The organism is Pseudoalteromonas sp. PAB 2.2, assembly GCF_001938575.1.
GTDB lineage: Bacteria > Pseudomonadota > Gammaproteobacteria > Enterobacterales > Alteromonadaceae > Pseudoalteromonas > Pseudoalteromonas lipolytica.
Genome location: NZ_LYPI01000001.1, coordinates 1 through 19751, shown reverse-complemented (window position 1 = coordinate 19751; position 19751 = coordinate 1). Strand labels below are relative to the sequence as shown.

Sequence of the window (19751 nt, the reverse complement as noted above, 5' to 3'; positions counted from 1 at the left end):
GCTGTCTCTTATACACAAATCCCTGCTGAGAAATTAGCAGGGATTTTTTTGAACTAAATCTCAACGTCATGATCAGATCTTCAAATCTTGTTTGGAGACACATCATGATTAACGAACATACTCATTGGGCAACACAACAATTCGGTAAATCGGACTTAGGTGATCCACGAAGAACTGCGCGTCTGGTAAGGTTAGCATCAACTCTTGCAAATGAACCAGGAAAACCACTTGTGAACATCACTCAATCCCCCGCCGATATGGAAGGTGCCTACCGCTTTATCCGCAACGAACACATTGACGCAAATGCGATAGCAGAGTCAGGCTTTCAAGCAACAGTTGAACAAGCACACAGTCATAGCTTATTGCTCGCATTAGAAGACACCACCACACTGATTTATAAACACTCCACCATTCGAGATGATTTGGGTCATGTCGGACGAGGAAAAAAACAACGAGGCTTGTTAGCTCATAGCGTATTGCTGTTTGCGCCAGACGCAAAGCAAGTTGTGGGATTAATTGAACAGTCTCGCTGGAGTCGTGATATCAACACGATTGGAAAAAGGGAAAAACACGCAACGACTCCTTACGAAGAAAAAGAAGGTTACAAATGGGAGTCAGCATCACGCGCAATGGCAGAGCGGCTGCAAGAAAAAATGGCGAACGTGATTTCGGTGTGTGACCGCGAAGCGGATATCTACGAATACTTGCAGTACAAACTGGCCGAACAGCAACGATTTGTCGTGCGCTCCATGCAAAGCCGTCATATTGAAGAAGGTGAAGATAAGCTCTATGCGTTTGCAAGCGAGTTGATGAGTGCAGGTACCAAACAAATCCACATTGCACAAAAAGGAGGAAGAAAAGCCCGTAGTGCAACACTGGATATTACCTATGCACCAGTGACGCTCAAAGCCCCTTACAATAAAAAAGGGCAATCCCTTCCTGTTTACTATGTCGGCTGTACAGAGCGAGGAAATTCTAAAAGCGACTTAAGTTGGCACCTATTAACCAGTGAACCGGTCACCAGCAAAGAAGATGCCTTAGCCATCATCACATACTATGAGCATCGTTGGCTTGTTGAGGAATACCATAAAGTCTGGAAAAGTGATGGCACGGATATCGAAAGTTTACGCCTTCAAAGCCAAGAAAACATGGAAAGGTTGGTTACGATTAATGGCTTTATTGCTACACGAATATTGCAACTAAAGTTCGCCAATGAGCAGCCAGACTCTCCAAGTTGTGAACAACTGTTATCTCCCAAAGCATGGAAGCTATTATGGTTAAAGAGAATAAAAACACCATTGCCTTCAACCGCTCCAAATATGTCATGGGCGTATCAAGAACTGGCAAAGCTAGGAGGCTGGAAAGATACCAAGCGCACAGGGCGTGCATCTGTCAACGTGTTATGGCAAGGATGGTTTAAACTTCAAACCATCCTTGAAGGCTATGAATTAGCAATGTCTCTCGGTGAAAAGTTGTGATCAAGAGACAGCTTAAAAGCGGCTTTTTTGATAATGGGCATGTGTCATACCATATATGGTATTAATTAACACTCAATGATATTAACCGCTAAACCGCCGCGTGCGGTTTCTTTGTATTTAGTTTTCATATCATTACCTGTGTCGAGCATGGTTTTGATGACTTTATCGAGCGTTACTTTTTGTTCACCAGAACCGCGCATAGCTAAACGAGAGGCGTTAATCGCTTTAATCGCCCCCATAGCATTGCGTTCAATACACGGAACTTGTACAAGACCGCCCACGGGGTCACAAGTTAACCCTAGGTTGTGCTCCATGCCAATTTCAGCGGCATTTTCTACTTGTACTACGTTACCACCCATTATTTCGGTCAGGGCGCCGGCAGCCATAGAGCAGGCAACCCCGACTTCACCTTGACAGCCAACCTCTGCGCCGGAAATTGACGCGTTCTTTTTATATAAAATACCAATTGCAGCCGCTGTTAATAAATAACGTGTCGCAATATCACGGTCTACTTCTTTGATGAAGGTGTTGTAATACATTAGAACCGCAGGAAGAATACCGGCAGCACCATTTGTTGGCGCAGTGACCACACGGCCACCAGCTGCGTTTTCTTCGTTTACTGCAAGCGCAAATAAATCAACCCAGTCCATAGCACGCAGTGGATCATTGTTTACTTCAATGTTTAGTTTAAGGTGTAAGCTGGGGGCACGACGTTTAACTTTTAAGCCTCCAGGGAGGATACCTTCGGTACGCATACCACGCTCTATACAGGCTTTCATTACTTGCCAGATATTAAAAAGCGTGTCTTTTACTTCATTTTCGCTGCGCAACGTTTTCTCGTTATGCATCATTAATGTCGATACACTAAAACCTGATTCGCGACATAACTCTAGCAATTCTTTGGCTGTATTAAAGGGATAGGGGGCTGGATTTTCTTCACGAACATCAAGAGCTTTTTGTTTTTCATTTTCAAACTCTTCATCTGTAACAATAAAGCCACCACCAATAGAGTAGTACACTTTACTAAAGAGCTTTTCGCCATTTTGACTTGCTATGATTTCCATCGCATTTGAATGCTTAGGCAAGGTTTTTCTACGATGAAAAACAATCGCACCTTGTTTAGGGAATTTCGCTTTGTGGCTCTGATTTAAGTAGATAACTTGTTCTTTTTCGATTTTAGCTAATATGTCATCAACTAAGTCAGCATCGATTGTTTCAGGGTCGTAACCTGCTAAGCCCAAAATAACGGCTTTGCCAGAACCGTGGCCGATACCTGTTTGGCCAAGCGAGCCAAATAGCTCAACTTTTACATCGGTTACCTGAGACAATAAGTTCTTTTCTTCTAGCTCATTTACAAATAAACGTGAAGCGCGCATTGGACCAACAGTGTGAGATGATGATGGGCCAATACCAATACTAAACATATCGAATGCACTGATCATAATTTGCTACTCATTTTTTATTAAATACGGCGTATTTTCTGCCTTTGAACGGTGTCACATAATAACGTGTATGTGAGCGTGTGTAACCCTAAAAGCATGATAATTAAACTGGTAGGGCGAGTTGTTTTATAAAGTTATTAATAATACTGGCTGTTGCTCCCCATAGAAGACCATGCGGTGTCATTAAGCCTTTTAAAACGAATGTTTTACCGTTTCGTTGAAAGCTTAGCGGTTGCCAGTTTCTGTGATCGCTTAAATGTGAAATAGGCAGTAAAAAGCTCACTTCGACTTCGCTGGGATCTGCCTGCCAACCGGTTCCCGCAGCAAGACTGCATACATAGGGGGCAATCGAAAACCCTGTTAATGTTGAGTACTGATGAAGTTGCCCATGCACTGTAACATTATGTGCAGCAATATTAAGCTCCTCATGGAGTTCCCGCAGTGCCGTGTGCATTAATGACTCATCCTGCTTCTCGAACTTACCACCCGGTAAACAGATCTCCCCTGGATGGTGAAGTAAATGACGAGGACGCTTACACAATATTAAATGTGCGTCGTTTTCAACATCGATGAGCGGTAACATCACCGCACTGGCTCGCTTATCCGCATTAATGTGAATTTGCTGTGCAGGCTCAGTGGCCATACTTAAGCTGAAGCGGGTGATTAATTGCTGGCTATTCAAGGTTATTACTTTAGTAAAGGCAATATTTTATTTACTTTATCGTATGTTTCTTGGTACTCCAAGTCGACCTGTGAATCTGCGACAATACCGCCTCCGGCCCAGCAGTATATCGTGCCCTGATGGCACACTAAGGTACGTATGGTGATACTCGTGTCCATATTACCGCAGGCACTTAAGTAACCAATTGAACCACAGTATACGCTTCGGCGATGTGGCTCGAGCTCTTCTATTATTTCCATGGCACGAATTTTAGGTGCGCCTGTGATAGAGCCCCCAGGAAATGCAGCGTGTATTTGATCTACAGCATCTTTACCGTGCGCTAATTCGGCTCGAACAGTGCTGACTAAGTGGTGCACCGCTGGGAAGCTTTCAATGGCAAATAAGGCGGGGACAGTAACCGAGCCCGGTTTTGCCACTTTGCCTAAGTCGTTACGTAATAAATCAACAATCATGACATTTTCGGCACGGTCCTTTTCAGACCGTTGAAGGCGCAGTGCTTGTGCCTCATCATCGGCGTGTTTGGCTAAACGTGGTAGTGTGCCTTTAATTGGCTTGGTTTCAATTTTTCCTTGGTTTATGGCAATAAAACGCTCTGGAGAAATCGATAAAATGGCGCCGCCTGGGTGGTTTATATAACTCGAAAAAGGTGCTTTGTTGGCGTCTCTTAAGGTGCGATATGCATGCCATGTTGAGCCTGAAAACTCAGCGCTAAAACGCTGTGCTAGATTAATTTGATAACAGTCGCCACTTTTTAAGTAGGCTTGAATTTGTTCAAACTTTTCAGTGTAGCTGGCTTTTGTCATGTTCGACTGCCAATCACTATTGAGAGTGAACGGTACAGAATCTGTGGGTGTTTGAGATAAAAAGTGTTGATATTGAGCTAAACGATTATGGTGTCGCTGAGCAACATAAAACCAGCTTTGCTGCTGTTTATCAAAAATCAGTGCATCAGGATATAAACCCAGTGCCATTTGTGGCATCGCAATATCATTGTCGGCATGCGATGGCATGGTTTCTATTACACGACCAAAATCGTATCCAAAGTAGCCCAGCCAGCCCCCCGTAAAAGGAAGCCCGTTTGGATTGGCTGTATTATCAAAATCATTAAGTGCTGATTTCATTAGCGTGAAGCAATCACGGGATTGCGCTTCGCCATTTAAAAAGCATTGGTTGTTGCTAACTTCTAATGTGTTTAGTGGTTCAATGGCAATGATATCAAAACGACTGTTTACATGATTACTATTTGCTGAATCAAGTAACACGGCATAGGGCAAATGAGCAAAATGAGTAAAGAGTGAGATACAATCATCGGTTAAATCTAATTTTATGCACAAATTTTCATCGTTTATCATTTACATTGCCTTGAATAACTAGCCCGAAACGGGCGAGGAGGTTATCATAAGTTAAATTTGATTGGCAGCGTTATGATTTCCTTTATAGTGATGCCATGACTAACCCGTAGAGTAAATCTTCGTCACCGGTTTACTCAGGATCACGTACTAAGCGACGTGATAAAAACTTAAGGAACCCGTAATGAGTACAATTCGTCAGCAAGACTTCATTGATAGCATTGAAGATGCATTGCAATACATTTCTTTTTATCACCCTCTCGATTTCGTCCAAGCCTTAGAAAAAGCGTACAATAAAGAGCAAAGTAAAGCGGCAAAAGACGCTATTGCGCAAATCTTAATTAACTCGCGCATGTCTGCTGAAGGTAAACGTCCACTGTGTCAAGATACCGGTATTATTACCTGTTTCGTTAAAGTGGGTATGGATGTTAAGTGGGATAAAACAGACATGACTGTTCAGCAAATGGTTGATGAAGGTACACGTCGCGCTTACTTAAACCCAGATAACCCATTACGCGCATCAATCGTTGCAGACCCTGCTGGTACGCGTAAAAACACCAAAGATAATACACCTTCTGTGGTTCATATCGACTTAGTGCCAGGTGGCGAAGTTGAAGTGATGGTTGCAGCTAAAGGTGGCGGCTCAGAAAACAAAACAAAAATGGTCATGCTGAACCCATCGGATGATGTTGCGGCGTGGGTTGAAAAAACACTCCCAACAATGGGGGCTGGTTGGTGTCCGCCGGGTATGCTAGGTATAGGCATTGGTGGTACCGCTGAAAAAGCAGCCGTGCTTGCTAAAGAATCTTTAATGGATCCGGTTGATATTCACGAGCTAATTGAACGCGGCGCTGAGACAACAGAAGAAAAAATGCGTATTGATATTTTTGAGCGCGCGAATAAGTTGGGCATTGGTGCTCAAGGTCTAGGCGGTTTAACAACCGTTGTTGATGTAAAAATTAAAACGGCACCGACGCACGCGGCATCTAAGCCTGTAGTAATGATCCCGAACTGTGCGGCAACGCGTCACGTTCACTTTACCTTAGATGGCTCAGGTCCAGCAGAGCTTAAAGCTCCTAAACTTGAAGATTGGCCAGAAGTGACGTTCGAAGTTGGCGAGGGCACACGCCGTGTTGACTTAAACACGCTAACTAAAGAAGACACGCAAGAGTGGAAGATGGGTGAAACAGTGCTTCTCTCTGGCACTATTTTAACAGGGCGTGATGCGGCGCATAAACGCCTACAAGATATGATCCAATCAGGTGAAGGTTTACCTGAAGGTGTTGATTTCGATAATAAATTTATCTATTACGTCGGTCCTGTTGATGCGGTTCGTGATGAAGCTGTAGGCCCAGCAGGCCCAACAACGGCAACGCGTATGGATAAGTTCACTGACATGATGTTAGAAAACACGGGCATCATTGGTATGATTGGCAAAGCTGAGCGTGGTCCTGCAACGGTTGAATCAATTAAAAACAATAAGTCTGTGTACTTAATGGCGGTAGGCGGTGCTGCTTACTTAGTATCTAAAGCTATTAAGAAAGCGCGTGTAGTGGCGTTTGAAGATTTAGGTATGGAAGCAATCTACGAGTTTGAAGTTGAAGACATGCCTGTGACTGTTGCTGTTGACAGCGAAGGTGCCAATGCGCACACGCAAGGCCCAGCAATTTGGAAAGCCAAAATCGAAGAGCTTGATGGTAAATTAAAATAATCGTCATTAAATCGTTTATATGAAACGGCGCCCAAGCGCCGTTTTTTTTCAGCTCTGACCAGTCTCTTTCTCATCCACACTTTTGACTTAAAGTGTGTGTTTTCAGGCTTTTGCTACTGAATTACTTTGTCACTTTTTCTTTACGCTATACTTGACCTTTACGTTCACGTAAAAAAGATTTAGTAGATTTACTTTTGTTTTGAATTAATCATGCTTTATGTGGATTTATATAGGTATATATTTCCTGTTTTAACGTGCTTTTTGCGTTGTTATTTCAATCGCGTAACTTAGCTTAGTTTTATCATCTCATATAGTGGCATGGGAGCAAACGAAGTGATAAAGTCTCGGCAATTTCAGCGCTCACACCCCAAAAAGGGTAAGAAAATTTCGGAGTATTTAACTGTGGCTGTATTTAATAAAGTCGACTTTGATAACCACGAGCAAGTGGTGTTTTGTTCAGATAAAGAATCAGGCCTTAAGGCTATTATCGCGGTTCACAATACCAAGTTAGGTCCAGCTGTAGGTGGCTGTAGAATGTGGGACTATGCGACTGACGAAGACGCAGTAACCGATGCCCTTCGTTTATCGAAAGGTATGACATACAAAAATGCGGTTGCACGTTTACCATTCGGTGGTGGTAAGTCTGTTATTATCGGTAATGCAAAAGAAATTAAATCAGAGCAGCTTTTCCGTGCGTTTGGCCGTCAGCTAGAGCGTTTAAGTGGTAGTTATTATTCAGCAGAAGACGTAAACATCACGTGCGATGACGTTGCAATCATGAATAAAGAAACTAACTATGTGCTGGGTCTTGAAGGTAAAAGTGGTAATCCATCACCTTTCACTGCTTACGGTACATTTTTAGGTATTAAAGCCGCGTTACAGCATCAACGTGGTCATCAAGATTTATCGGGTATAAAGGTTGCTGTGCAAGGTTTAGGTGCCGTTGCATATGGTCTTTGTAAACACCTTCATGAAGCAGGCGCAACATTGTTTGTTACTGATATTAACGAACAAGCTGTATCACGTGTTGTTAATGACTTTAATGCGACAGCAGTGGGTATCGATGAAATTTATGACCTAGATGTTGATGTCTATGCACCTTGTGCGTTAGGTGCAACAGTAAACGACATGACAATTCCACGTTTAAAAGCAACGATTATTGCTGGTTGTGCTAACAATCAACTCGCAGAGTCTCGCCACGGTGAAATCATTCGTGAAAAAGGCATTCTTTACGCGCCAGACTATGTAATTAATGCTGGTGGTATCATTAATGTGTATTACGAAACAGCACCAGAAGGCTACAGTGCAGAGGCGTCAACGAAGCACGTTGAAGGTATTTTTGATACGCTAACAGAAATTTTTGCTCGCTCAGAGAAAGAGCAAAAATCAACGCATTTAATTGCTGATGAGCTTGCATTAGAAATCATCGAAAACGGCTTATAATTTAATTAATTTGCTGTTTAAAAAGGTGCGCATGGCGCGCCTTTTTTTGTGCCCAAATAGGCTTCAATACCCATTTGCAATATTATTCCAAATAAACCGCTTAATTAAGCTTACAGCTATAACATATTACGCCAAATACCTTTATAGGCGACAACATGCAAACAGCCCTAAAAAGCCAATAGACTATCGCGGATTTTAATCGCAATTACATGACTTAATGAATGTATCTGGCTACACTGTTTTTTTATTTCACAGGGCCACCCAATGCATTCTCTTCCAAATGACTGTCACGTAATTGATCTTGAGTCATGGCCTCGTAAGCAACATTTTGCTTTTTTCAAAGAATTTAGTCTCCCTTACTTTAATGTTTGTGTGTCGCTCGACATGGCTGCACTTTATGAGCAGTGTAAGTCAGCGCCGTATTCATTTTTTCATAGCTATATTTTTCTGACTTTAGAGGCTTGCCACGATTATGCGCCCATGCGCCAGCGTATTATAGATTCGTGTCCTATTCAGCTATCAACTGTACGTGCTAGTGTGGTTGAGTTAGCTGATGATGATACATTGCGTTTCAGTTACTTTGAAAAACATGATTCTATTCAACGCTTTTCTGAGCATGCATTGCAGGTAGCAAAAGAAAGTAAAGGGCAACCTTTCTTCTCAGAAGCGTTTGCAGCGACAGAAGGGCAACCCGATCTCATTCATATTTCTGTTTTACCTTGGCTAAATTTCACGGGGTTTTCACATGCCGTTAGTGAGGGGCACGGGTTAGGTATTCCTAAATTGGTGTTTGGTCAATACGATAAGCGAACCGGCAAGATCCCGCTATCCATTGATGTCCATCACGCTTTAATGGATGGTTTACATGTCGCTCGGTTTGTTCAAATCTTGCAAGAAAAAATTAATGATTACTGTAATTGATTGTTGCTAAATGTGATTAAAGTGAGTAAGAATTGCAACTAATGTAGTAGTAATGGAAGTGTTGGTTGACGATATGAGCACCACACAGCATCACTGAAAAGAACAATAATTAAAGGTTAAGCTTTATGGCGCGGGTAGTTAGTCTCATTTTACTGTGTGTATGTTTTAGCGCTTTTGCAGAATCAACTCGCCTTTCATTGAGTGACTATTTTACTGAGACATGGAATACACGCTCAGGTTTACCTCACAATAGTATTAACAGTGTTGCACAAACGAAAGATGGCTATATCTGGATAGCAACGTGGGAAGGGTTGGCGCGTTTTAATGGTCGAGAGTTTAAACTTTTTACACGAACCGAGATCCCAGGATTGCCTGATTCAGGTTTAAGAAGTCTGATAGCCATGGATAATGGCGATTTATACATTGTTGGAGCACGAGGCGGGATTGCCGTGCGCTCACAGGGCCAGTGGCGGTCGCTTCCAAGTTCATCGACCATGATTAATCATGCATTGATCTCAGAACAAGGCGAAATTTGGCTCGCTCTTGAGGGACAAGGTATTGTGTATCGTGCATCAGAAAAAGCAACAGAACACACATTGGTTGATAAACTGAGTGCATACAGACTAATAAAAGACAAACAGAATGTCATTTGGGCTGCAACCAGTGATGGCTTATACAAAATTGAAGGTAAAAAGGTCAGTAAAGTTGGTCAAGAAGCCGGTTTACCTGATGTCTCTGCTTTTACGCTGTTATTGACTCAGTCGGGTATCTTAATTGTCGGCACAGAAAAAGGGGCATGGCAAAAGCAACACGATAAATTTGTCTCTGTTGATGCAACGCTCAATCATGAATCCATATCGAGTTTGCTCGAAGATACCCAAGGAGACATTTGGTTCGGTACAATCAACAAAGGTGTTTTTAGATTGAGGCAATCAGGCCTTGAAAATCTCGATGCCGATGATGGCTTGCCGAATAACCGTATTCTGTCATTACTGCAGGACCGTGAAAAAAGCATTTGGGTTGGTACTAATGCAGGGCTATTCAGGCTGCGTGAAGCCCCGTTCACGAATTGGAGCCAAAGCCGTGGTCTTGCTTCAGATTATGTTCGCACCGTATTGTCTCATTCTGATGGTAGTTTGTGGGTAGGCAGTAGCAATGGTTTAAACCGAATTATAAATGGGGAAATAACCACCTTAAACCAAGCATATGAACGTGATCCCCTGTCAGTGCTAAGTTTAACTGAAGACAAAAATGGGGATGTATGGCTTGGCACGTACACTGGTGGCCTCATGAAAGTGGTGAATAACAAAATTTACCCAGTTAAGAATCGCACTAATGGGCTTCTTAATAATGAGGTACGGGCGGTATTATTCGATAGCTCACATAATTTATGGATCGGCACTGCCAGCGGCCTTACAAAGCTCACAGACGACGGACAAATTCATTCTTACACTACTGAAGAAGGCTTAGTAGGCAATTTTATTATGGCACTTGCTGAAGATAATCAAGGCCGGCTATGGGTTGGTACGGGTGTTGGAGTGTCTATTTTTGATCCCGCATTAAACACATTTTCTAACATAGAATTTCCTGAAAAATTTAGCACTGAATATGCGTTTGGTTTTTATCTTGATGGCGAAAAAATGTGGCTCGCAACGGATCGAGGCCTCATACGTTACGATTTGAAGACCGATGTTATGCATTTGTTTGGACGTGAACAGGGCTTACCCGTTGATAAATTATTTCAGGTTATTGAGCAAGGTGACTCGTTGTGGTTAACCAGTAATCGCGGTGTTATTCAGCTCAATAAAACCCAGCTTACTGAATTTTTAGATAACCCCACGGGTGCGGAGTCAGTTGTTGTTTCTATGCAGTTGTATGATGAAGGCGATGGCATGCTGAGCGCGCAAGCAAATGGCGGTTCTAACCCAGCAGCAGTGACGCATTCTGATGGTCAACTCTGGGTTGCAACGGCAAAAGGGGTTGCGATTGTAAAGCCTGAGCGATTAAAAGAAGCGAGTAAACGCCGTTTGTCAACGGTCATAGAAAGCTTTGAAGTTGATGGTAAGCCCGTTGCATTGCCCGCTAAAAGTGATGTACTAAGTTTACCAGCGGGTATTTCAAGGGTGTCATTTAATTATGCAGGCTTAAGTTTTATTATGCCGCAGCGTCTAAATTATCAAACTCACTTAAGTGGCTACAACGAAGAATGGGTTGATAGAGGCCGCTTAGCTATTACTGAGTATACAAACTTACCTCCGGGAGAATATACATTTAAGGTCCGTGCGGGCTATCCAAATAGTGAATGGCAAAACAATGAACAAACGTTACGATTCAGAATTGCGCCATATTTTTGGCAAAAGACCAGCTTTAAATTAGTGCTTATTTTGGGCTTATTTTTAATAGCCTATGCAATATATAAATACCGTTTATATCATTATAAACGCATTGAAATAGAGCTGACGGAGAAGGTCGAGCAACAAATGCACGATTTAAAGAACCAAGCAGATGCATTCGCGCATCTCGCTAATCATGACCAATTAACTCAGCTACCCAATAGACGAGCATTCGATAGTTGGCTATTCGAGAACTTTAGTCAGTTCCAACATAATAAGCAAAGCTTAAGTGTTGCGATTATGGACATTGACCACTTTAAATTAATTAATGACAATTTTTCACATTTGATTGGTGATCAAGTGATTTGTGAAATTGCCCGTTTGTTACGTATCAACTTTCCCGATGAAGGTTATGCTGCGCGTTGGGGAGGCGAAGAGTTCACTTTACTATTTCCTCATAAAGGTGCTGATGAAGCCGCGCGTTTATGTGAAATTATTCGCTTAGAAATCGCGGATTATAATTTTTCTGAACTTGCGAAAGAACTGTCTGTCACTGTAAGTTTCGGTGTTGCAGATAATGCAAATGTTACCGACTATGATCGGCTACTTTCTCATGCCGATACCGCGCTCTACCACGCTAAAAATAATGGCAGGAACAAAGTGGTAATTTACAATAAAGAAACATCAATTTTGTAGATTGGTCACAAATGGCTTTTTTATTCATTTTAAGTTCATTATAATAGTAGACCCCATAAGGGAAACAAAAATAATTAAATGGAGTTTTTATGTTTAAAAAACATACTATTGCACTCGCAATTTCTGCGAGTTTTTTATTATCTGGTTGTTTAGAAGTTGAAGACAATAATAACGATGAACTAATCAGTGCAATTGAAGAACAAAATAAGGCCACTCAAGAAGCTGAAACAGCGACTTTAACAGGAACGGTTAAAAATTACGTCACTGACAGTTTAGCGGCTAACGCACAAATTCAAATTAAAATTGGCAATACTTGGTCTGAGGCAGTTTCGCTGAGTGATGGCATGTTTGAATTGAAAAATATTCCAAAACATTCTGATTACGTGTTACTTGTGACAAGTACTGATGGTTCGTTTCAACAGCGTGCATTTTATGGTAACTCAGGTGCTGGAGTCAGCCAGCTAGGCTCACTTTTAGTTACTACAACAGAGACCATTCAATTCACGGCATTGCTTGATGGTGAAAATACACCTATTAAAGACCTTCAGTTTACTTATACTACATCATTAGGCCTGACAGATAGCACGTGGCAATCTCGCAATGAGCACTTTTTCAGTGCGACCTATAACGAGCAAACTAATCTTTATTCAATTGAGAAACCCGTTGGTTTGGGAAATTCAATTGCTCTTCATATCGATATGGATGTTGATAACGATGCTATTAATGATTATGAGCTTGTACAAAATTATTACAATCAAAGTTCTGTCTCATTTAGCACATTGAATGATGATGCAACCATTTTGTTTAAAGATACAGATGCGACAAAAGAGTATCAATTACGTGTTAAAGTCATCGATGAAACTGGTCAAGTCTTTTCAAATATTGAATTAGTGGCATCAAGCAATGATTTTGAGTCTAATCCTTTGACCTTTGATGCGACAGAAAATGAGTATGTTTATGACTTTAAAGGCAGCTCATCACTTACTGTAAGAATGTCGGCTTTTACAGATGTAAATGGTCAGAATTATTTATCTGATTCATTTTCTGTTAGAGAAGAAAATGGTGAGTTGGTGGTCGGCAATATCTATAACCAAGGTAATTTCCAAGTCGAAGACGGTGTTGTGTCGGTGATTTTTAAGGCCAATAAAGGCACACAAACGACGCAAGTAGATTTGCTTAGCCAAACTGTTAATGCGTTGAATAATGGTTATTACTTGTTCTTCTCAAAACCAATAGAGCTTACACAAGATAGTTTTTCATTGGTGAGAAGCAATTCACTTACAGTGATCCGTGGTAATGAATCAACAACAGATTCAGTCCCTGCTGGCAGTACATTTTTTATTAGAAAGGATGTAGACATTACAACGACTTCATCATTGTCATTAAATGATACCTTTGTGGAAGTATTGCCTGAGCAAGCGCTTAGTGTTGGTCGTTATAAGTACCGTTTAAATTCAGTAATTGATAAAGAAACTGCTTTAACTGCTAATTATTCATTTGAAAATGAATTTACGGTTGCTGATAAAGCTGCGTTTTCAATCGAAGATGTTAAATTCGATAATAATAATGGTTTGAAAGCTGGCCAATTGATTCACGCTACTAACTCAGCGGGTGAGAGTGCAGCATCATCGAGTCGTGGTAATAACGTGAGATTGTATTTACCAACGTCTATTGCATCACTTGCCGAACTTGATATTACCTTAACGGGTTATACAAACAATGGCACTATGAATCCTGTTTACGAAGAGCTTACAATTGTCTCTGGTGAGTATATTTATAATGATAGTTTAAGAAACCTAGTTTCAATTGCATTAAATGAAACGGCCTATGGTGATTCGGGCAATGCAATTAAATATACTTCTTTACCAGATGGCTTAATGTATATGCATGGACTACCGTGGGATGTAACATACCTTGATGATAACGCCTCTGGTAACGTTAATACGATTACCTTCGACTATGAGTATCGAGTCAAAGGTAGTAAAGAAGTGGTAACTGGTTCGGCAACGGTTCCTGTCCTGTAACTTTTTACTGCAACTTAAATAAAAATGTGTGCAGACAATTGATCTTTTTTTGTTTGCACACATTAAAGTAACAAGATTATATTTTAGGCGATGATAATGCTTAACCTTGTTTTGTTACTTTTTTTGCTCATTTTTATTGTCGGTTACTGGCGCTGGGATGATATTCGAAATCATTTTTGGCATAAAAAGTACCTGACCTATTCCCTTACTTCAGAGCAGAAGTCATTGCTGTTGAAGTACATGCCTATTTATCAAAAAATGACGGACGCTGATCGTGAAAAATTAGAGCGTCATATTGTTTGGTTCTTAAATGAAAAGCGATTTATTGGGTGTGATGGCCTGCAGTTAAATGATGCAATGAAACTCATTGTTGCTGCAGATGCATGTGTTTTAGTGCTCAATAAGCCTTGGCCTTTATATCGTAATGTGAAAGACATTTTATTATATCCAAGTGCCTATTATGCACCACAAACATCACGCGATGGTGCAGGTCTTGTTAGTTATCACAATACCGTGAGACAAGGTGAGTCATGGCCTGGTGGCACCTTGGTCTTAAGCTGGCACGATGTGCTAGAAGGAAGCCGACTCCCTAGTGATGGCCACAATTTGGTATTCCATGAATTTGCTCATCAACTAGACCAAGAAACAGGAAAAACGACAGGCACGCCATTGCTTGCTAGTAATGCTGACTATCAACAATGGGCCAAAGTATTCAGTCGTGCTTTTAATCAGCTTAAAACACACATTGCTTACGGTATGCCCCATGTTATTCATAGTTATGGGGCGACCAATGAAGCCGAGTTTTTTGCCGTGATCACCGAAACTTTCCTTGAAAAGCCTGCTGCACTTAGGCAATTCGATCCTGAAATTTATCATTTATTGGTAGGCTATTATGAATTTGATCCCATTGCGTGGCATTAGTCGCCAATTTACGACTGTTTAACACGTAATGCTGGAATCTTGCTATGCTATTTGATGCAATCAATATGTGTGCAAATAACAAAACAATAACAAGTGAGAATTCCATGAAGAAAATGCTTCATACGGCTTTGGCTGTTTCGATTTCACTCGCCTTTACAGGGCAAGTAATAGCAACCGAGCAGTCAGGTGATGAAAAGTGGCGAGTTGATGCGCCAGCAGGTCAGTTTTTAGATGCCAAAATCAGTGTTGAACAAGGCACGTGGATGAATGTTGATATTAGTCCTGATGGTGAAACCTTGGTGTTTGATCTGTTGGGTGATATTTACACTATGCCAATCTCGGGCGGTACGGCAAAACAATTAACAAGTGATATTGCGTGGCAGATGCAACCGCGCTTTAGCCCTGATGGTAAATACATTGCGTTTACATCCGATCAAGGTGGTGGTGATAACATTTGGATTATGGATGTCAACGGTGAAAACCAAAAGGCCGTCACTGACGAAACGTTTCGTTTATTAAATAGCCCTGCATGGAGCCCCGATGGCGACTATTTAGTTGCGCGTAAGCACTTTACAGCAAGCCGCTCACTCGGTGCGGGTGAAGTTTGGCTATACCACAAAGCCGGTGGTAAGGGGGTGCAGTTAACGGCACGTGAAAACGATCAAAAAGATTTAGGTGAACCGATGTTTTCACCTGACGGTCGTTATGTGTATTTTTCACATGATGCTACACCAGGTAAAACATTCCATTACTCAAAAGATTCAGTTGCGGGTATCTACAAAATTAAACGCTATGACCGTGAAACCGGTGAAATTGAAACTATTATTGATGGAATGGGGGGCGCTATTCGTCCAACTCCCTCACCAGATGGTAAAAAACTGGCTTATATCAAGCGTGATGATTTTCAAACAAGCTTATATTTATATGACCTTCACACTGGTGAGCATACAAAGTTATATGGTGAGCTTGAGCGAGATATGCAAGAAACATGGGCAATACACGGTGTTTATCCGACCATTGCTTGGACGCCAGATAATGCGCAATTAGTGTTTTGGGCTGGTGGCACAATTCATAAATTAGATGTTGATGATAAATCAGTATCACGTATCCCATTTAAGGTAGAAACCAATAAACAAATTCAAAAAGCAGTGCGGTTTACACACAATATCGATAGCGATAATTTTGCGGTAAAAATGCTGCGCAATGTGCAAATTTCACCAGACGGTGAAACAGCCATTTTTGAAGCTTTGGGTCATATTTATAAGCGTGATCTTGAGTCAGGTAAAGTGAAACGCTTAACTAAACAAGACGATCATTTTGAGTTATTTCCACAGTTTTCCCGCGATGGTAAAAAAGTAGTTTATACAACGTGGGATGACAATGAACAAGGCTCTGTGCGTGTCGTTTCTGCAAGAGGCGGACGAGGTAATAAGTTAACAGAAGAACCAGGTAAATATGTAGAACCTACCTTTAGCCCAGATGGTAAAACGGTTGTTTATCGTAAAGCATCGGGTGGCAGTATCCTCAATCCAACCTGGTCATTAGAGCCGGGCATTTATTCTGTTAGTGCCAAGGGCGGTGAATCCTCACTGATCACTAAGTCAGGTTACCAGCCGCAATTTGGCGCAATGAATGACCGTATTTATGTAATGAGCCCATGGCCTAAACCTACGCTTAGTGTGGTTGAGCTTGAGTCAAAAGAAGTACGTAAGCTGTATGAGTCTGAGCATGCAACGGAGTTCAGAGTGTCGCCAGATGGTAAATATTTGGCATTTGCTGAGCGTTTTAAAGTGTTTGTAACCCCTTTTGTTGAACGCGGTAAAACCATTAATATTGGTCCGAAAGATAGTCAATTCCCAATTGAACAATTATCAGTTCGTGCGGGCGAAAATATTAGCTGGAGTGGAACCAGTGATAAACTGTATTGGAGTCTTGGTCCTGAGCTTTATCATGCAAGTTTAGCGGGTTTATTTGACATAAATAAAAACGCAGACACAGATTTTAAAGTGAAAAGTGGTGACAACATTGGCTTTACCAAAACAATGGCTGAGCCAAAGGGGATGTTTGCACTAACGGGCGCACGCATCATTACCATGAATGGTGAGCAAGTTATTGAAAATGGTGTGATTGTAACTGATGGAAAACACATTCAAGCAGTCGGAAGCAAAGACTCTGTAACTATTCCTAAAGGTGCAGAAGTTATTGATGTGACCGGCAAGACGATTATGCCAGGCATTGTTGATGCCCATGCTCATGGTGCGCAAGCCAGTGATGAAATAATCCCGCAACAAAACTGGAAAAACCTTGCTGGTTTATCGCTGGGTGTTACGACGATTCATGATCCATCGAACGACACCACCGAAATTTTTGCTGCGAGTGAAATGCAAAAAGCAGGCATGATAGTGGCACCACGCATTTTCTCTACCGGTACAATACTGTACGGTGCCAATATGCCGGGCTATACATCGCATATTGACTCGCTTGACGATGCTAAATTCCACCTTGAACGCTTGAAAAAAGTGGGTGCATTTAGTGTTAAGTCATACAACCAGCCTCGCCGTGAACAGCGTCAGCAAGTAATTGAAGCTGGGCGTGAACTTGAAATGATGGTTGTGCCAGAAGGGGGCTCATTATTGCAGCATAACTTGACCATGGTCGTTGATGGTCATACCGGTATTGAGCACTCAATTCCTGTTGCGAACATTTATGATGATATTCGCCAACTATGGTCGCAAAGTGATGTAGGTTATACACCTACGTTAGGTGTTGCTTATGGCGGTATTTGGGGTGAAAACTACTGGTATGATAAAACGGATGTGTGGAACCACCCACGCCTAAGTAAATTTGTGCCTAAAAACCAACTTTTACCACGCTCAATGCGTCGAGTAAAAGCACCCGATCATCATTACAACCACTTTAACAACGCACGCGTTGCTAAAGAGCTACAAGACTTAGGAGTATTGGTTAATTTGGGCGCTCATGGTCAACGTGAAGGCTTAGCTGCGCATTGGGAAATCTGGATGTTTGCTCAAGGCGGTATGACGCCGCTAGAAGCAATTCGTGCGGCGACACTCGATCCTGCTAAATACATCGGCTTAGATAAAAATATTGGTTCATTAGAGCCGGGTAAGTTAGCGGATCTTATCGTTATTGATGGTAACCCGTTGACGAATATTCGTGATACCGACAAAATCGACTATACCATGGTGAATGGTCGTTTATTTGACGCGGCAACGATGAATGAAGTCGGCGGAAAACAACGTGATAAATTATATTTTGAAAAGATATAAATAGCGTAAAGTGAAAAGCGGCCATTGAGCCGCTTTTTTATGGTTTTTAATTTAGCAGGCGAGGGAATTGCTTCATACCAGACACTTTTGCTTGGCAAATCATTCCCTCAGTGAGTGTCATTAAATAGTGGCAAAGAGAATCAATTTTCTCGGCTTTTACGTCTTTACATTCTGACAAACGCTGTTTGATGAGTGAAGAAACAGCGGCTTTATGTGCTTTACATGCAAGGTTGACTGGGCTTTGCGGCGCTGAGTATTCAGCCGCTGCGTTAATGAACATACAGCCATTAAAGTTTCCAAGCTCTGCAACCTTAGAATGAAACCAATCTTCGAAGCTTGTAAATAAACGTTCTTGAAAATCGTGTAATGTCGTTTGTTGGTTGGTAGCGTTCTCAAGCCACGTGATGAATGTAGTATGCCGTTCGTTTAGGCACGCTAAAATTAATTCATCTTTACCTGCAAAATGATGGTACATCGTTTTTTTAGCTACATTTGCTGCACTAATAATTTCATTAATCCCCACGCTGTGAATGCCTTTATCGTAAAACAATTCGAGTGCAGTCAATGTAATGTGTGTTCTTTTATCCATGCTTGCTCCTAGATAGAAATTCTAGCTTGACATAAGTAGACCGAGTTGTCTACTATTTGTAGGTAGACAGCTCGGTCTACCTTGAGCAATGGAGATATGATGGACAAAACAATTAACAAAGCGGTTATTGCAGGTGGATTTGCAGCGCTGGCTATTTTTGTACTTGCTTACTTACAGCAACGAGGGGATTTTGGCATATGGTTAATGGCTCCATTTGGAGCGACTGCCGTTTTAGTCTTTGGTTTACCTACAAGTCCACTTGCGCGGGCTAGAAATGTGATTGGTGGTCACCTTATAACGGCGTTTATAGGAGTCGTATTTGTAAATTTTGTTGGTGTCAGTCCTTTTGAGATTGCTATTGCCAGTGGGTTGGCTATTTCATTAATGATGCTAACACGCACAGTGCATCCTGCCGCTGGGGCAAATCCTATTTTAATAATGCAATCGTTGCAAAGCTGGGATTTTTTAGTAATGCCCGTATTAACAGGTACCGTATTTATTGTGCTTTGTGGTTTTGTTTCACAATACTTGATAAATATCTCGGTAACTGGGTATAAAAAAACCGCTAATTAGTGAAGTGACCCCCAATAGTTGGACATTCCAATTACTGGGGGTCTTTTTATGTCCAAACATCATCGAGCTTTTAAGCTCAAAATAGCAGAGCTCGCTTTGTCTGAAAGCTCTTCGACAGTAAGTAACAGATTTAATGTTACAGATAGGCAGGTCCGATATTGGACCGCTATTTATCGAATTCATGGCGCTGAAAGCTTCAGGTCTGTTCACAAACCTTATTCTCAAGCATTTAAGGTAGAAGTGTTAAAAACGATGACAGCAAACAGTTGGTCACTCGGTTATACCAGTGCTTTCTTCGA

Annotated in this window: 14 protein-coding genes; 10 read left to right on the top strand and 4 right to left on the bottom strand. The window is 41.6% G+C overall.

Features of this window, described 5'->3' with window-relative positions:
• The first annotated feature begins 104 nt into the window (after positions 1–104).
• Positions 105–1478, top strand: a complete 1374-nt coding sequence (locus BWD47_RS00070) for an IS4 family transposase (RefSeq protein WP_075593153.1) — start codon at positions 105–107, stop codon at positions 1476–1478.
• Positions 1479–1543: 65 nt separating this feature from the next.
• Here BWD47_RS00070 and BWD47_RS00065 read toward each other — a convergent pair whose 3' ends face one another.
• From BWD47_RS00065 to pabB, 3 genes are all read right to left on the bottom strand, one after another.
• Entirely contained in the window at positions 1544–2920 is a 1377-nt protein-coding gene (locus tag BWD47_RS00065; RefSeq protein WP_065978726.1) for an L-serine ammonia-lyase, read from the bottom strand.
• Between the two features lie 103 nt (positions 2921–3023).
• Positions 3024–3602 carry a CoA pyrophosphatase gene (locus BWD47_RS00060; RefSeq protein ID WP_075593152.1) on the bottom strand — a complete coding sequence of 193 codons (579 nt, stop codon included), beginning with the start codon at positions 3600–3602 and terminating at the stop codon, positions 3024–3026.
• Between the two features lie 5 nt (positions 3603–3607).
• On the bottom strand, positions 3608–4954 hold the full coding sequence (gene pabB / locus BWD47_RS00055) for an aminodeoxychorismate synthase component I (RefSeq protein ID WP_075593151.1): 1347 nt from the start codon (positions 4952–4954) through the stop codon (positions 3608–3610).
• A 181-nt stretch (positions 4955–5135) separates the two neighbouring features.
• Between pabB and BWD47_RS00050 the strand changes: the two genes are divergently transcribed.
• From BWD47_RS00050 to BWD47_RS00020, 7 genes are all read left to right on the top strand, one after another.
• Complete coding sequence (locus BWD47_RS00050; RefSeq protein ID WP_036967485.1) at positions 5136–6662, top strand: fumarate hydratase; 1527 nt, start codon at positions 5136–5138, stop codon at positions 6660–6662.
• 402 nt (positions 6663–7064) lie between these two features.
• Positions 7065–8105, top strand: a complete 1041-nt coding sequence (locus tag BWD47_RS00045) for a Glu/Leu/Phe/Val dehydrogenase (RefSeq protein ID WP_036969160.1) — start codon at positions 7065–7067, stop codon at positions 8103–8105.
• A 264-nt stretch (positions 8106–8369) separates the two neighbouring features.
• Positions 8370–9026 (top strand): CatA-like O-acetyltransferase, encoded by a 657-nt coding sequence (locus BWD47_RS00040; protein ID WP_036967488.1) that lies wholly within the window; start codon positions 8370–8372, stop codon positions 9024–9026.
• A 125-nt stretch (positions 9027–9151) separates the two neighbouring features.
• Positions 9152–12055, top strand: a complete 2904-nt coding sequence (locus BWD47_RS00035; protein WP_075593150.1) for a two-component regulator propeller domain-containing protein — start codon at positions 9152–9154, stop codon at positions 12053–12055.
• 89 nt (positions 12056–12144) lie between these two features.
• A complete protein-coding gene (locus BWD47_RS00030; protein ID WP_075593149.1) occupies positions 12145–14079 on the top strand; it encodes a hypothetical protein in 1935 nt (644 codons plus the stop codon).
• A 96-nt stretch (positions 14080–14175) separates the two neighbouring features.
• Complete coding sequence (locus BWD47_RS00025) at positions 14176–15000, top strand: M90 family metallopeptidase (RefSeq protein WP_075593148.1); 825 nt, start codon at positions 14176–14178, stop codon at positions 14998–15000.
• 104 nt (positions 15001–15104) lie between these two features.
• The gene (locus BWD47_RS00020) at positions 15105–18290 is read left to right on the top strand and encodes an amidohydrolase family protein (protein ID WP_075593154.1); all 3186 of its coding nucleotides are present in this window, start codon (positions 15105–15107) and stop codon (positions 18288–18290) included.
• 46 nt (positions 18291–18336) lie between these two features.
• Here the strand turns inward: BWD47_RS00020 and BWD47_RS00015 are convergent, their stop codons facing one another.
• Positions 18337–18879 carry a TetR/AcrR family transcriptional regulator gene (locus tag BWD47_RS00015; protein WP_036967499.1) on the bottom strand — a complete coding sequence of 181 codons (543 nt, stop codon included), beginning with the start codon at positions 18877–18879 and terminating at the stop codon, positions 18337–18339.
• 96 nt (positions 18880–18975) lie between these two features.
• On the opposite strand from BWD47_RS00015, the gene BWD47_RS00010 reads away from it, so the two are divergent.
• Together BWD47_RS00010 and BWD47_RS20165 are read left to right on the top strand one after the other, a co-directional pair.
• Entirely contained in the window at positions 18976–19452 is a 477-nt protein-coding gene (locus BWD47_RS00010; protein ID WP_075593147.1) for an HPP family protein, read from the top strand.
• A 48-nt stretch (positions 19453–19500) separates the two neighbouring features.
• The coding region (locus BWD47_RS20165; protein ID WP_218640583.1) for a helix-turn-helix domain-containing protein at positions 19501–19751 on the top strand (251 nt) is incomplete at its 3' end.